The following is a 14,817-nucleotide window of genomic DNA, read 5'->3' on the forward strand; positions in this document are numbered from 1 at the left end:
CCCGCCCGCCGCTTCCCGAGCCCGAGACGCCGGCCGGTCCGGCGCGACGCCTCGACACGGCCGACCACAACGCGATCCGCGAACAGTGGCGCGCCGCCCGCGACGAGTTCGGGACGCACGTGTCGCACGCGCGGGATCAGTTCGATCAGGCCAACGAGCGGATCAAGCAGCGGACGGGGCGCGACCTCATGCTGGCGATCCTGATCGGGCTCGCGTTCGGCGGTGCCCTGCTCGCCTCGCTTCTCTTCATCAAGGCGCTGTTCGTGCCGTTCGCCCTCGCCGCCGCGCTGCTCGGTGTGTACGAGCTGTCCCGCGCGCTGCGGGCGGCAGGACGCCGTGTGGACGTCGTGCCGCAGCTGATCGCTGCGACGTTCCTCGTCCTCGGCGCCTACTTCGCGGCGCCGTGGCTGTCGTGGGTCATGCTGTTCGTGTCGGTGGCGTTCGTCATTGTCTGGCGCCTGGTGGCCCAGATGATCGCCAAGGACGGGCGCACCTACGGCGACGTGCTCACCGATGCGGTCATCGGCGGTTTCGTGCAGGTGTACGTCCCGTTCCTGGCGGGAGTGGCGCTGATCCTGCTCGAGCAGGAGGGCGGGCAGTGGTGGGTCCTGAGCTTCATCGCCATCGCCGTCGCCGCTGATACCGGTGCCTATGCCGCCGGTCTCGCGTTCGGACGCCATCCGATGGCACCGCGGATCAGTCCCAAGAAGACCTGGGAGGGCTTCGGCGGTGCTGTCGTGGCGTCGCTCGTCGCCGGTGTGCTCCTCGCGATCCTTCTGCTGGATCTGCCCTGGTGGGGCGGGCTGATCTTCGGAGCAGCGATCCTGCTGTCCGCGACGCTGGGTGACCTCGGCGAGTCCATGCTCAAACGCGATCTCGGCATCAAGGACATGAGCTCCTGGCTGCCCGGTCACGGCGGTCTGCTGGATCGACTCGACAGCATCCTGCCCTCGACGATCCCCGCGTTGTGCCTCTACTTCCTCCTCTCTCCCTGGGTGGTGCTGTGATGACCGACAACCGGACCGACGAGAAGACCCGGCCTTCGGCGCCCCCTGCGTTCGCGGTGACGTCGGGGCGCACGCGCGGATATCACCGTGCAGCCGTCGACACGTTCCTCGCGTCGGCGCGCCGCGCGTTCGAGACCGGGAGCGACGAGCTCACGGCGGACGCCGTCCGCACGGCCTCGTTCCCCCTCGTCAAGGAGGGTTACGTCGTCGCTGACGTGGACGCCGCACTCGGACGGGTGGAGGACGCCTTCGCTGCACGCGAGCGGGAGCGCGCCGTGCGATCGCTGGGTGCGGGTGCCTGGGTCGAGCAGGCGAGGGCGGACGCGCAGGTCATCCTCGATCACCTCGCGCGGCCGGCGCGCCACCGTTTCAGCCGGACCGGCATCCTCACCTTCGGCTACCGCGTCGACGAGGTCGATCATGTGATGTCGCGCATCGTCCGCTACCTGCGCGACGGCGACCCCCTGACCGCGGAGCAGCTCCGATCCGCGGCGTTCCGCATGCAGCGAGGGGGGTACCGGGAGGAGCAGGTGGACGCGCTCCTGGACGCGACGATCGACGTGATCCTGGCGGTCCGCTGAGTCGTGGATGGCCTGTCCAGGCTCCTGTGCGTAAACTGTCTCCCATCGTGTACTCCCGAAACGACATGAACCTCGATCGAACCGCTGCGTCGCCGGTGCCTGCCGCGACCGCGACGTCGGTGACCCGAGGGGCCCGCCGGTGGACGCGCCGTCGTGGCGTCGCCGGTGCCTTCAGCGGGCTGGCTGTCGTCGGATTGGCCGCCGCGATGGTCGCACCGACCGGCGTCGCTCTCGCAGAGCCCGCGCCGCAGGAGTCGCCGGAGTCGGTCTACGCCGCTGCCCTCGCCGATACGCAGGACCTGACGGTGACGGTGAAGGGCGCCGAGATCACTCCGCTCGCCCGTGGCACGTTCGAGATCTACGTCAAGCCGAAGCCGCCGCCCCCGCCGCCCGCCCCGACCGCGACGAGCGGATCGAAGGGCAAGCCCTCCGGCGGTGGATCGCTCCCGCCGTACAGCGGTGGCGGTGCGCCGGCCGAGTGGATGGCTGCGGCGGGCATCGCTCAGAGCGACTGGCAGTACGTCGACTACATCGTGTCGCGCGAGAGCGGCTGGAACCCCAACGCGACGAACAAGTCGTCCGGTGCCTGCGGTCTCGTGCAGGCGCTGCCGTGCAGCAAGGTGCCCGGAAACGGCTACAACCCGGTCGACAACCTGCGCTGGGCCACCGGCTACGCCACGGGTCGCTACGGCAGCTGGGCGGGCGCGTACAACTTCTGGACCACCAACCACTGGTGGTGAGCAGGCACCATGCCCCGCTCACGTCGACGCCCTCCGGCGCGCCCTGACCCCGACGCGTCGCTCGATCGCCTGCTGGCGGGGTGGAAGCGCACGGAGATCCGTCGCGGTGTCGAGTGGACCGTTCAGCCCGTCTCCGCGGTGCAGGCGCTGAAGGAGTACGTCTGCCCGGGGTGCGGACGGGTGATCGAGCCCGGTACCGCGCACGTCGTCGCCTGGCGGGCGGACGGGGTTCTGGGGGAGGCTGCCGCCCTCGCCGACCGCCGGCACTGGCACAACCACTGTTGGAGGATCGCATGACCATCGAGATCCGGGGACCGCTGCAGTTGCCGGCGCGCCGCGAGGACATCGAGCTGACGACGGCGGACGGCCTGACCCTGGTCGGGGAGCTCGCCCTGCCCGCGGAGAGCGAGCCGGTCGCGACGCTCGTCACGCTGCATCCGCTTCCCACGGCCGGCGGATTCATGGATTCGCACATCATGCGGAAGGCGGCGGCTCGTCTGCCCGCCCTCGCCGATCTCGCGGTCCTGCGCTTCAACACCCGTGGCACCACGTCTCCGCGCGGCACGAGCGATGGTGCGTTCGACGGCGGGGCTCTGGAGCAGTTCGACGTCGCCGCGGCCATGGAGTTCGTGCACGCTCGCGCGCTGCCGCGCCCCTGGCTGCTGGGCTGGTCGTTCGGCACGGAGCTGGCGCTGAAGTACGGCCGCGACCACGCGATCGAGGGCATCATCCTGCTGTCGCCGCCGCTGCACCGCGCGACGGACGAAGAGGTCGCCGCCTGGGCGGAAGCCGATCGTGAGGTCGTGGTCCTGGTTCCGGAGTTCGACGACTATCTGCGGCCGGCCGAGGCCGAGAAGCGCTTCGCCTCGATCCCGCACGCGCGTCTGATCCCCGTGGAGGGCGGCAAGCACCTCTGGGTGGGGGAGACGCAGACGCGACGCGTGCTCACCGAGGTGGTCGCTGCCGTGAACCCGTCGGCGCTCCCACTACGGACGCACTGGTCCGACGACTCCTGACCACCGCACGGCGCGTCGGACGACGCGTCAGAGGTCGTTCATGCGCGGGATCAGCACCTGGCGGTAGATGATCAGGATGCTCGCCGCGACGGGGATGGCGATGAGCGCCCCGAGCAGACCCAGCAGGCTGCCGCCGGCGAGGGCGGCGACGACGACGACCGCGCCGGGGACGGAGACCGCGCGGCTCATGATGCGCGGGGAGATGACGTACGCCTCGATCTGCATGTAGATCAGGTAGTAGATCCCCGCGGCCAGCGCGGTGGCGGGGGAGCCGAGCCCGGGGATCAGGCAGACCAACACGATGATCGTGGAACCGGTGAGTGTGCCCACCAGCGGGATCAGGGAGAAGAAGAACGCGATGACCGCGAGGACGGCGGGGAACGGCGCCTCGATGATCGTCAGGTAGATCGCGCTGAGCACGCCGTTGATGACGCCCTGGGACACCTGGCCCATGACGTAGTAGCCGACCGAATCGGTGATCTGCTCGGACAGGTCGATGAACCGGTCGCGCTTCGACGACGGCACCAGCTGGTACACGGCTCGCTTGAGCGACGGGGTCGACGCCGTGAGGTAGATCGTGAGGATCAGCACGATGAAGGCCCCGAACACGCCGCTCAGCACGGCGCCGCTGGCGATCAGCACTCCCTGTCCGATCGACCCCCCGATCTCCGCCAGGTTCGTGGTCAGCCAGTCCTCGATGTAGTTGAAGACGTCGTCGACCAGAAGGTTCGGGAACGTCTCCTGGATCCAGTCCTTCAGGTCGTCGATCGCGGTGCCGCGCTGGACGATCGTGGTGATCTGCGCGATCAATTGCGAGATCTGGTCGACGAGCACCGGCAGCACGATCAGGATGATCCCGACGAAGACCGCAAGGACCGCGAGGATCGTGACGAGCACGGCGAGCCACCGGGGGAGTCGCCGTCGCTCGAGGAACGAGACGAGCGGATCGAGGCCCAGGCTCAGGAAGAGCGCCGTCCCGATGTAGAGCAGCACGGTCGAGAGGGTCTGCACGCTGCTGATCAGCAGGATCCCGAGTCCCACGCCGAGCGTCGCCACGAGGGCGGTGCGGAACGGATTGTGGATCTTCATCGGTGCTCCTCGAGACGGCTGCAGCAAGGCTATCGAGCCCGGAGCACGGTGCCGCGACGACGTGCCGTCCGTTGCCCACGGGAACTGCTCGTGGGCAACACACAGGTGACTTCGCTAGTCTGAAATGTCGAGTGTGGCGTCGCGGGCGGGTATTCGCGATGCGTGAGGAGACTATTCGTGCGTTTCGTATGGGCCGTGGTGGCCTTCGTGCTGGCTGCCGTGCTGATCGGCGCGGGTATCGCTCAGCGGACCGTCTTCATGGGCCCATCGAACCAGCAGGAGCGCGTCTCGATCGAGGAGCCCGCGCCGTTCGTGCTGATGGACGGCGACGTGCTGCGGACCAACCCGGGCTCGCAGAAGCTCGTGGTGAGCGGCGAGGGCGAGATCTTCGCCAGCTACGGCCGGAGCGCCGACATGCAGGCCTGGCTGGCCGACTCCGACTACAACCACGTCTCGGTCGGTGACGACGGTGAGTTCGTGGTGGAGCACGTCTCGGCTCCCGCTGAGGAGGAGACGACGGAGCCCGGCGACGAGGCGGGAGCGACGCCGGCACCCGAAGAGACGCCGGCCACCGACGCCGAGACCGAGGAGCCCGCAGGTCGCGACCCGGTCGGCTCCGACCTGTGGCTGGACTCCTTCAGCGAGGAGAACCTGCTCACGGCGGACAACATGCAGCTCCCGGAGGGCACGAGCGTGCTCATCGCCTACGACGGCACGAAAGACGCTCCGGACGACATCGTGGTCTCCTGGCCCCTCGACAACAGCACCCCGCTCGCCGGACCGTTGATGGTCGCGGGTGGGATCGTGCTCGTGATCGGCCTCGTGCTCTACATCCTCGCGATCCGCCACCAGCGCCGCGGACGTGGGCCGCGCCGGAAAGGCCCCGGGCCGCTCCCGATGACGGAGCCGATCGAGGTCGCCGCACTGCCCGCGGGCGAGCGCGCGGCTCTCGATGCGGCCGACGCGAAGCCGACGTCCGACCCCGGTGTCGAGGACGCCGAGGTGGTGGAGGACGAGCCGACGCCTCGCACAGAGCCGGAGGGGAAGTCCTCCCTGCGCGCCGCCGGAGCGACGCGCCGCCGTCGGATGCTGGTCCTGCCCGCCCTGGGGGTCACCGCGCTCCTGGCCGCCGGGTGCTCGGCCGACTCCTGGCCGCAGCTGGGCGACGCCTCCGCCACGCCCTCGCCGTCGCCGACCGTCATCGCCCCCGAGAACCAGAAGCCGCCGGCGGTCACCGAGGCCCAGGCGAAGCGCATCCTGAAGAGCCTGGCCGACACGGTCGCCGAGGCCGACAGCACCCTCGACGCCGACCTCGCGGCCACCCGCCTCGTCGGTCCCGCGCTCGAGGAGCGCGTCGCCGACTACGCCATCCGCGCGAAGGTCACCAACGACGCGCCTCCCGTGGCCATCCCCACCGACGACGTGCGGGTCGTGCTGCCCGAGGCCACGGACCGCTGGCCGCGCACCGTTCTCATGCTCTCGCAGAGCGCCGACGACGACACCGTCCCGCCCGTGCTGCTCACGATGACGCAGGACGACCCGTGGTCGAACTACAAGGTGACCAACCTGGCCCAGATGGCCGCCGACGCACAGTTCCCGGAGGTCGCGGCGAGCTGGCTCGGCACTTCCATGGTGCCGGCCGACTCCGCGTTCCTGACGCTGCCGCCCGACCAGGTGGCCACGGCGTTCTCCGACGTGGTCGACAACGTGGAGAAGAGCCAGTACTACGGCCAGTTCGACGATCTCTCGTTGGCGGTCGCCCAGTCGATCCGTGATGGGCGGCAGACCGTGGTGCAGGGGCTCGTGGATGCCAATGCCGCCGAGACATCGAAGACGGCGTTCAAGGCGGCGCCCACGACCGCCGAGCCGGTCTCCATGACCACCCTCGACAGCGGCGCGATCGTCGCCGTCTCGGTGCTCGACGTCGAGACCATCACCCCGGTCAACTCCGACGTCGTCATCCGCTTCGGCAACAACGAGCAGGCCAAGGCGCTCACGGGCGTGACCGAGTCGTCGACGGGTGTCGAGACGACGTACCTGAGTCAGTTGTTCTTCGCCGTCCCCTCGCAGGGTTCGAGCGAGCCGATCAAGCTCCTGGCCTCCACCCAGGACCTGCTCTCCGTGAAGGTGATCAAGTGACCGACATCTCTCCCGCGGCGCTGCGTGGCGCCGTCGACCTCTCGAGTCTCCGCAACCGCCCCACCCCGTCCTCCGGGGGCGGCCCCGCGACGCAGGGCCAGGGCATCACCGATGTGGTCGTCGATGCGACGGACGAGACCTTCGGCGAGGTCCTGGAGATCTCCCGCACCGTCCCGGTCGTGGTCGACCTGTGGGCCGAGTGGTGCGGGCCGTGCAAGCAGCTGAGCCCGATCATCGAGAAGGTCACCCGCGAGCTGGGCGGTCGCGTGCTGCTGGCGAAGGTGGACGTGGACGCGAACCCGCAGCTCGCCCAGAGCTTCCGCGCGCAGTCGATCCCGATGGTGGTCGCGCTGATCGCCGGGCAGCCGGTGCCGATGTTCACGGGTGCCGTGCCGGAGCAGCAGGTGCGCGAGGTGTTCGCCCAGCTGCTCCAGGTAGCGGCGCAGAACGGCGTGTCCGGGACGCTGTCGATCTCGGGCGATGCTGCAGCGGATGCGCCCGAGCCGGTCGAGCCCGAGCTGCCCCCGCTCCACGCCGAGGCGTACGCCGCGATCGAGGCGGGCGACTACGCCGCCGCCATCCGCGCATATGAGAAGGCGCTGGCCGAGAACCCGCGCGATGAAGACGCCATCGCCGGGCTCGGGCAGGTGCGCCTGCTCCACCGCGTGCAGGGCCTCGATCTGCAGGAGGCGCGGGCCGCGGCCGCCGCCGGACCGCTCGACGTGCAGGCGCAGTTCGACGTGGCGGATCTCGACCTCGCCGGAGGGCACGTGGACGACGCGTTCGCGCGGCTCCTCGATCTGTTCGCTCAGCTCCCGTCGGACCAGCGGGCGCCGGTGCGCGAGCGGCTCGTGGAGCTGTTCGGCCTCATCGGCCCCGCCGACCCGCGCGTCGTGTCGGCGCGCAACCGGCTGTCCTCGCTGCTGTTCTGAGGCGTCCGCGCCCCGGGCGAGGTCGTCCTCGCGGGGCGCGGCCGGCGCAGCTCAGCCGTTGTTGACGGTGGGGACGTGCGGCTCGGGCTGGTAACGCAGCCAGAGGGTCGACAGCGCGGGGAGCGTGATCGCCGCCGTCGCGGTGCCGCTGTCGTCGCGCACGGCGACCACCATGCCGAGGTTGCCCGATCCGTGTCCTCCGTACTCCGCGGCGTCCGAGTTGAGCACCTCCTGCCACACGCCCTCGCGGGGGAGTGCGAGTCGGTAGCCGGTGCGCTCGACCCCGGCGAAGTTGCTCACGACCACCAGCCGCCCGCCGTGGGCGTCGCGCCGCTCGAAGGCGATCACGGAGGGGTCCCAGCTGGGGGCACCGAGCCGCGTGAACGACGATCCGTCGCTGTCACGCTCCCACAGCGGCGCCTGGGCGCGGTACACGCCGTTGAGCGCGCCGACGAAGTCCTGCAGCTGGGCGTGCGAGGGCTGCTCGCGCAGCCACCAGTCGAGTTCGCGCCCCTCCGACCACTCGGCGAGCTGCCCGAACTCCTGGCCCATGAACAGCAGCTTCTTGCCCGGGTGTCCCCACATGTAGGCCAGGTAGGCGCGGACATTGGCGAGCTTGTGCGTGTGGTCGCCGGGCATCTTCGCGAGCAGGCTGCCCTTCCCGTGCACGACCTCGTCGTGACTGATGGGCAGCACGTAGTTCTCGCCGAAGGCGTAGACGAACGAGAACGTCATCTCGCCCTCATGGTGCGCGCGATACATCGGGTCGCGGGCGATGTACTGCAGCGAGTCGTTCATCCAGCCCATGTTCCACTTGAACCCGAACCCGAGTCCCGCGTGATCCGTGGGCGCGGTGACGCCGGGGAAGCTCGTCGACTCCTCCGCGATCATGAGGATCCCGGGGTGCAGGCGGTAGGCGGTGGCGTTCACCTCCTGGAGGAACCGGATCGCCTCGAGGTTCTCCCGACCCCCGTGGACGTTGGGCTCCCACTCGCCGTCGCGGCGCGAGTAGTCGAGGTACAGCATCGAGGCGACCGCGTCGACGCGCAGCCCGTCCACGTGGAACTCCTCCAGCCAGTAGAGGGCGTTCGCGACGAGGAAGCCGCGGACCTCGGGGCGACCGTAGTCGAAGATAAGCGTGCCCCAGTCCTGATGCTCGCCGCGCCGGGGATCGGGGTGCTCGTAGAGGGGCTGGCCGTCGAAGCGGGCGAGCGCGAACTCGTCCTTCGGGAAGTGCCCGGGGACCCAGTCGAGGATCACGCCGATGCCCGCCTGGTGCAAGCGGTCGATGAGGTAGCGCAGATCGTCCGGCGTGCCGTAGCGGCTCGTCGGCGCGTAGTACCCGCTGACCTGGTAGCCCCAGGAGCCGCCGAACGGGTGCTCGGCGAGCGGGAGGAACTCCACGTGGGTGAACCCCGTCTGCTGCACGTGCTCGATGAGGGGATCGGCGACCTCACGGTAGCCGAGGCCGCCCCGCCAGGAGCCCAGGTGCACCTCGTAGACCGAGAGCGGCTGCGCGACCGCGTGGGTCGCGGCGCGCCGGGTCATCCACGCGCCGTCCTGCCACGCATAGGTCGAGGCGGTGACGACCGACGCGGTCTCCGGCGGCAGCTGCGCGGCGAGCGCCATCGGGTCGGCCTTGAGGATCCACGCACCGGCGCGGGTGCGGATCTGGTACTTGTACCGGGTGCCGAGCGGCAGATCGGGGATGAACAGCTCCCAGACGCCGCTCACGCCCATCGACCGCATGGCGTGCGTCTCGCCGTTCCACCCGTTGTGGTCTCCGACCACGCGTACGGCGCTGGCGTTCGGCGCCCAGACCGCGAACGCGACACCCGCCTCGCCGTCGTGCGTGGTGGGATGTGCTCCCAGCACCTCCCAGAGCCGCTCGTGCCGTCCCTCCGCGATGAGGTGCAGGTCGAGCTCGCCGAGCGCGGGGGAGTGACGGTACGGGTCGCCGGTGATCGCTTCGTCGTCCACGTCGCGGTAGCGCGTCGCCAGTCGATAGGGGACGGGCGGCCCGGGGTGACGGCCCTCCCACAGCCCGTGGGTCACGTGCGAGAGCTCGAGCCGGGTGCCGTCGGCGAACACGGCGGCGATGGAGGAGGCCAGCGGGCGGCGGGCGCGGATGATCGTGACCGTCCGCCCCGCGGCGTCCTCGGCGGGATGGGTTCCCAGCACGGCGTGCGGATCGTGGTGCTGTCCCTCGGCGACGGCGACCCACTCGGCGGATGCGATCGCTTCTTCGGCAAAGCTCATGCTCTCTCCCTCACCTTCAGGATGTGCACCGGCTCGGCGAAGGCGTCGAGCCGCACGTAGTTGTGGTCGCTCCAGGTCCAGACACTGCCGGTCAGCAGATCCTCGACCTCGAACGGTTCGCCCGGGGGGACACCCCAGCGGGTCGTGTCGAGGTGGACCGTGGTCTCCCTGACCGAGTGCGGGTCGACGTTCGCGACCACGATGATCGTGTCTGCCTGTCCGGTGCCGGTGAACGCCGCATCGAGGTGCTTGCTGTAGACCAGGACGGCGTCGTCGTCGCTCCAGTGGGTCTCCAGGTTCCGCAGCTGCCTCAGCGCCGGATGCTCGGCGCGGATCGCATTGAGCCGACGCAGCAGCGGGGCGAGGGACTCACCGCGCTCCTCGGCACCGCGCCAGTCGCGGAACTTGTACTCGTACTTCTCGTTGTCGATGTTCTCCTCCGAGCCGGGACGCGCCACGTTCTCGAAGAGCTCGTATCCCGCATACACCCCGTACACCGGCCCCGCGGTGGCCGCGATGCAGGCGCGGATGCGGTAGGCCGCCCGGCCACCGAACTGGAGGTACTCGGTGAGGATGTCGTGCGTGTTCACGAACAGATTCGGTCGCATGTAGTCCGCGGTGTCGTGGGAGATGCTGGTGAGGAACTCCTCCAGCTCCGCCTTGGTGTTGCGCCAGGTGAAGTAGCTGTAGCTCTGCTGGAAACCCACCGCAGCGAGCGCCCGCATGACAGCGGGACGGGTGAAGGCCTCCGCGAGGAACACGACCCCCGGATCGCTCTCGTTCACGGTGCGGATGAGCCACTCCCAGAACCGGAGCGGCTTCGTGTGCGGGTTGTCCACCCGGAAGATGCGCACGCCCTGTGCCACCCAGTGCTGCACGACCCGCAGCATCTCCGCGGCGATGCCCTCGGGGTCGATGTCGAAGTTGAGCGGATAGATGTCCTGGTATTTCTTGGGCGGGTTCTCCGCGTAGGCGATCGTGCCGTCCGGCAGGGTCGTGAACCACTCCGGATGCTCGCGGACCCACGGGTGGTCGGGGGACGCCTGCAACGCGAGGTCGAGCGCGACCTCGAGCCCTTCCTTCTCGGCAGCCCGGACGAAGGCCCGGAAGTCCTGGGCGCTACCGAGGTCGGGATGGATGGCGTCGTGCCCGCCCTCGGCCGCACCGATCGCGTACGGGGAGCCGGGGTCGCCCGGCTCGGCCACCAGCGTGTTGTTGCGTCCCTTGCGGTTGGTCGAGCCGATGGGGTGGATGGGCACGAGGTAGATCACGTCGAACCCCATGGCCGCCACGTCGGGGAGCCGCTTCGCAGCCGTCCGGAAGGTGCCGCTCCGCACCGAGCCGTCCTTCAGCCGCCGCGCCCCCTCCGAGCGGGGGAAGAACTCGTACCAGGCACCCACCCCTGCTCGCGTGCGATCGACGTGGAGGTGCTGGTCCGCAGAGGCGGAGCGCAGCGACATCAGGGGACGCTCGGCGAAGACGACCGCGAGCTCCGGGTCTGCCGCGAGGGAGGCGGCGATCGCGGCGTCTCCCGTGCGCAGCGCCTCGGCGCCCTCGCGCAGGCGGCGACGCTGGGCCGCTGGCCGGTCCTTCTCGGCGGCGGCCCTGGCCAGCAGCTCGGCGCCGAGTGCGGCCACGACCGGGACATCGACGCCGGCGGCGAGCTTGAGCCGTGCGGCATGCGCCCAGGTGGCGTAGTCGTCGGAGAAGGCCTCGAAGCGATACCGCCACGGACCCTCCAGGTCCAGCGCGATCGAGACCGTCCACGTGTCGGTGCCGTCCGCGAGCGCGGTCAGACGGTGCAGGCTCTGCTCTCCGGTGGGGGCGGTGAGGCGCACGTGCACGCCGATGAGGTCGTGCCCTTCCCGGAACGACACCACCCGGAACGGCACGACCTCGCCGGCGAACGCCTTCGCGGGAAAGCCGCCGGGGACCGAGGGCGAGCCGTCGAGGAGCGGGATCCGCGTCGTGCGCAGCTCGCCGGGGAGGTCGGCGCCGTCGAACTCGCGCGGCGGGATCTGAGCGGGGCTCCGGAGAGCCGGGGGCCGGGTACCAGCACGTGCAGTCACAGTGCGAATCTACCGCTCCGGTGTGCCGGAGCCTACCGCTCGACCCGGGCGCAGAACCGTGCTATCACTCGACGCGGAACAGGCGCATCGAGGTGCCGGGAACGGACAGGACGTCACCGGGCTCGAAGACCTCCGCGTGCGCGGAGGGGTGCTCGTCGGCACTCGACCAGAGCGAGACGAACCGGTTCGCGCCGTCGATCTCCAGCGGCAGTCGCACGTCGATCGGCGCCTCCGTGCCGTGCACGATCAGGAGGATGCGGTTCGCCGCCTCGGTGTCGGGCGTGGAGGCGGCGACGTACTGCAGCGTGCGGTTGCCGGGATCGTTCCACTGCCCCGGTTCCATCGTCTCGCCGTTCTGGTCGTACCAGTCCATGACCGAGGCGTTCGGGATGTGCTCGCCGAGCCGGGCGTAGCGGCTGGGGCGCAGCGCGGGATTCTCCTGGCGCAGCCGGATGAGCCGCGCGACGTGCGCGCGCAGATCCTGCTGCCACGGCTCCAGCTCCCATCCGAGCCACGTGAGGGGAGAATCCTGGGCGTAGGCGTTGTTGTTCCCGCGCTGAGTGCGCCCGACCTCGTCGCCGGCGGTGAGCATGGGGATGCCCGCGGACAGCAGGACCGTGCCCAGGAGGTTGCGCATGGCCTTCCGGCGGGCAGCGAGGATCGCAGGATCGTCGGTGGGGCCCTCGACGCCGTGGTTGAAGGCGCGGTTGGTGTCGGCGCCGTCGCGGTTGTTCTCGCCGTTCGCCTCGTTGTGCTTGACGTCGTAGGAGACGAGGTCGTGGAGCGTGAAGCCGTCGTGCGCCGTGACGAAGTTGATGCTGGCGAGCGGACCGCGCTCCTCGCTGAAGGTGTTGGAGGAGCCCGCGAGGCGCGTGGCGAAGCCGCCGATGCCCACCGGGGCGGAGGCGCGACGGGCGTAGTCGATGTCGCTCAGCCAGAAGTTGCGCACCCGGTCGCGGTAGCGGTCGTTCCACTCGTGCCACCCCGTGGGGAAGTTGCCCGTCTGCCAGCCGCCCAGCCCCACGTCCCACGGCTCGGCGATGAGCTTGGAGTCGGCGAGCACGGGGTCGGCGGCGATCGCCCGCAGCAGCGGATGCTCCGGGTTGTATGTGTGGGCGGCGTCTCGGGCGATCGCGGTCGCGAGGTCGAAGCGGAAACCGTCGATCTGCATCTCCTCCGCCCAGTACCGCAGCGAGTCCAGGACGAGGCGGGCGCCGGCGTCGGTGCTGGTGTCCAGCGTGTTGCCGCACCCGGTGGTGTCGATGTAGACGCCGTTCCCGTCCTGCCGGTAGTAGCTCGCGTTGTCGATACCGCGCAGGCTCGAGCGCGGGCCGCCGATGCCCTCCTCCGAGGTGTGGTTGTAGACGACGTCGAGGATGACCTCGAGCCCGGCCTCGTGGAGCAGCTTCACCATGCCCTTGAACTCGGCGATGATCGCCTCCGGTCCGCGCTTGCGGGCGTCCTCGGTGGCGTACGCGGCGTGAGGCGTGAAGTAGTTGAGGGTGTTGTAGCCCCAGTAGTTGGTGAGGCCGCGCTCGAGCAGGCGCGGCTCCGGCACGAAGGCGTGCACGGGCAGGAGCTCGACGGAGGTGATGCCGAGCGCGTGGAAGTGCTCGATCATCGCGGGGTGTGCGAGACCCGCGTACGTGCCGTGCAGCGCGGGCGGCACCTCGGGGTGGCGCTTGGTCATGCCCTTGAGATGGCCCTCGTAGATCACGGTGCGATCGAGCGGGATGCGCGGCTTGCTCGTGTTCCCCCAGTCGAAGCCGTCGACGATGACCACCGACCGCCACTCCTGGTAGCCGTGTCCCTGGGCGAGGCCCTTCGCGTAGGGGTCGAGCAGCAGCGTCTCGGGGTTGAACGTGTTGCCGGGGCCGTGCGGCCCTCCCACGCGGACCGCGTACCGGGTTCCTGGCTGGAGCAGGGCAGACGTGACCTCCCACACGCCGCCCGGCCGACGCTCGAGCGCGGCCTGGTCCGTGACCCAGTCGAGGTCGGTCGCGTCGAAGACGACCAGCTCCATCGACGAGGCGTTGCCCGACCAGACCCGCAGGGTGCCGCCGCCGTCGTGCAGGCGGACGCCGAGATCGTCGAGGGCCGATCCGCCGGGGACGACGGGAACGCGGGAGTCAGGCATGAATACACCCTAGGCGTGTTGCATTTCAGTCTCATGTCGGCGCGGACCCGGTCCCAGAGGCACGACCGTGTCCGCACGACCGGGGATCGGGGGAGAATCGAGGTATGCGGCACTACCTCGATCACGCGGCGACCACGCCTCTGCGCGCGGAGGCCCGCGACGCCTGGCTCGAGGCGGCGACCGTCGTGGGCAACGCCTCGTCGACGCACGGCGCCGGACAGGACGCGCGGCGCCTGCTGGAGGAGTCGAGGGAGCGGCTCGCCGCGGTGCTCCACGCCGACCCGATCGAGGTCGTGTTCACCTCGGGGGGCACGGAGTCGATCAACCTCGCCGTGCAGGGGCTCTGGCGCGCACGGGACGCGGGCACCACCGCGATCGTGCTGCCCGACGGGGAGCATCACGCCACGATGGACACCGTCGCGGCTCTCGCCGCGGAGGGCGCGGAGGTCCGCGCGGTCCCGGTGTCGCCGGAGGCGCGCATCGATGACCCCCGCTTCGCCGCCGCGCTTCCGGGTGCCGCGCTCGCGACGGCTCTGGTCGCCAACAACGAGGCCGGCACGATCAACGATGTGGCCGCCCTCGCGGCGGCCGCGGCCGACAACCGCGTGCCGTTGCACCTCGACGCGGTCGCGGCCCTGGGCCACGTGCCGCTCTCCTTCCGGGGCCTGCGCGGGTCGGCGGAGGGTCATGGCGGGCTCGTCGCGCTGAGCATCGCGGGCCACAAGGTGGGTGCTCCGGTCGGGACCGGCGCACTGCTGGTCGCCCGGTCGGCTCGTCTCGCTCCGCTGCTGCGCGGCGGTGGACAGCAGCGGGAAGGGCGGCCTCCACCTGGGCGGCGAGCGCGGGCA

Annotated in this window: 12 protein-coding genes; 8 read left to right on the forward strand and 4 right to left on the reverse strand. The window is 70.4% G+C overall.

All coding sequences use genetic code 11. The annotated features are described in order from the left end of the window. From DW309_RS14135 to DW309_RS14155, 5 genes are all read left to right on the forward strand, one after another. A partial coding sequence (locus DW309_RS14135) for a phosphatidate cytidylyltransferase (RefSeq protein WP_136045733.1) occupies positions 1-1,007 on the forward strand: 1,007 nt, incomplete at its 5' end. Then, positions 1,007-1,588, forward strand: coding sequence for a DivIVA domain-containing protein (locus DW309_RS14140; RefSeq protein WP_136031817.1), 582 nt, complete (start codon positions 1,007-1,009; stop codon positions 1,586-1,588). The genes DW309_RS14135 and DW309_RS14140, both read left to right, overlap by 1 nt. Positions 1,589-1,653: 65 nt before the next feature. Then, on the forward strand, positions 1,654-2,328 hold the full coding sequence (locus tag DW309_RS14145; protein ID WP_136045734.1) for an aggregation-promoting factor C-terminal-like domain-containing protein: 675 nt from the start codon (positions 1,654-1,656) through the stop codon (positions 2,326-2,328). Between the two features lie 9 nt (positions 2,329-2,337). After that, positions 2,338-2,625, forward strand: coding sequence for an Rv1322 family protein (locus DW309_RS14150; RefSeq protein ID WP_136031821.1), 288 nt, complete (start codon positions 2,338-2,340; stop codon positions 2,623-2,625). After that, positions 2,622-3,344: an alpha/beta hydrolase gene (locus DW309_RS14155; protein WP_168387285.1), complete on the forward strand. Its 723-nt coding sequence runs from the start codon at positions 2,622-2,624 to the stop codon at positions 3,342-3,344. The genes DW309_RS14150 and DW309_RS14155 overlap by 4 nt, the downstream gene beginning before the upstream one ends. 27 nt (positions 3,345-3,371) lie before the next feature. On the opposite strand, the gene DW309_RS14160 is transcribed toward DW309_RS14155, so the two are convergent. Continuing rightward, complete coding sequence (locus DW309_RS14160; RefSeq protein WP_136031823.1) at positions 3,372-4,433, reverse strand: AI-2E family transporter; 1,062 nt, start codon at positions 4,431-4,433, stop codon at positions 3,372-3,374. Positions 4,434-4,610: 177 nt separating this feature from the next. Here DW309_RS14160 and DW309_RS14165 point away from each other — a divergent pair, with 177 nt between their 5' ends. Together DW309_RS14165 and DW309_RS14170 are read left to right on the forward strand one after the other, a co-directional pair. Then, positions 4,611-6,572, forward strand: a complete 1,962-nt coding sequence (locus DW309_RS14165) for a DUF8094 domain-containing protein (protein ID WP_136045735.1) — start codon at positions 4,611-4,613, stop codon at positions 6,570-6,572. Beyond that, a complete protein-coding gene (locus tag DW309_RS14170; protein ID WP_136045736.1) occupies positions 6,569-7,504 on the forward strand; it encodes a tetratricopeptide repeat protein in 936 nt (311 codons plus the stop codon). The genes DW309_RS14165 and DW309_RS14170 overlap by 4 nt, the downstream gene beginning before the upstream one ends. A gap of 51 nt (positions 7,505-7,555) precedes the next feature. On the opposite strand, the gene glgB is transcribed toward DW309_RS14170, so the two are convergent. The 3 genes from glgB to glgX all read right to left on the reverse strand — a co-directional run bounded on the left by glgB (position 7,556) and on the right by glgX (position 13,969). Next, a complete protein-coding gene (gene glgB / locus DW309_RS14175) occupies positions 7,556-9,763 on the reverse strand; it encodes a 1,4-alpha-glucan branching protein GlgB (protein WP_136045737.1) in 2,208 nt (735 codons plus the stop codon). Beyond that, the gene (locus DW309_RS14180) at positions 9,760-11,832 is read right to left on the reverse strand and encodes an alpha-1,4-glucan--maltose-1-phosphate maltosyltransferase (protein ID WP_205812782.1); all 2,073 of its coding nucleotides are present in this window, start codon (positions 11,830-11,832) and stop codon (positions 9,760-9,762) included. Before DW309_RS14180 ends, glgB begins: the two co-directional genes overlap by 4 nt. Before the next feature lie 64 nt (positions 11,833-11,896). Continuing rightward, on the reverse strand, positions 11,897-13,969 hold the full coding sequence (glgX, locus tag DW309_RS14185) for a glycogen debranching protein GlgX (RefSeq protein WP_136045738.1): 2,073 nt from the start codon (positions 13,967-13,969) through the stop codon (positions 11,897-11,899). 104 nt (positions 13,970-14,073) lie between these two features. On the opposite strand from glgX, the gene DW309_RS14190 reads away from it, so the two are divergent. Further along, positions 14,074-14,817: cysteine desulfurase family protein (locus DW309_RS14190; protein WP_136045739.1), on the forward strand; the 744-nt coding region annotated here is incomplete at its 3' end.

It is taken from the genome of Microbacterium sp. K41, assembly GCF_004794395.1.
GTDB lineage: Bacteria > Actinomycetota > Actinomycetes > Actinomycetales > Microbacteriaceae > Microbacterium > Microbacterium sufflavum.